Here is a 317-nt window from a genome sequence, read left to right on the forward strand (position 1 = left end):
CCCACATTTCATCATCGTCAAAGTACTTCTCAGTATCGGCTGGGTCACGATACGATAATCGGAATGTATAGTCATTAATGTCAAAGTCTTTGTATATAAACATTACTCAAGAAATAATCTTCTAAAAACGTTTTGTCCTCCGGGAAATACTGATCAATAATCGCTTGAGGTGATGAATATTCAAAATTGTAGGCAAAGTAATTTAAAAATGACCATCCCACCTGAATGATAGCTGGCGCTTTTCCAGCAGCAGCTTCTGCCTGAAGATTTTGCATCAATCCCTTATACATATCTGGATTAAATTTAGCGATTACTTC

Annotated in this window: 1 pseudogene; it reads right to left on the minus strand. The window is 36.6% G+C overall.

Features of this window, described 5'->3' with window-relative positions:
* Positions 1 to 80: 80 nt before the first annotated feature.
* A pseudogene (locus PZE06_RS27475) lies at positions 81 to 317 on the minus strand (ABC transporter substrate-binding protein); the annotation flags it as partial.

The sequence above is a fragment of the Robertmurraya sp. DFI.2.37 genome (genome assembly GCF_029211245.1).
Taxonomy (GTDB): domain Bacteria; phylum Bacillota; class Bacilli; order Bacillales; family Cytobacillaceae; genus Robertmurraya; species Robertmurraya methanolica_A.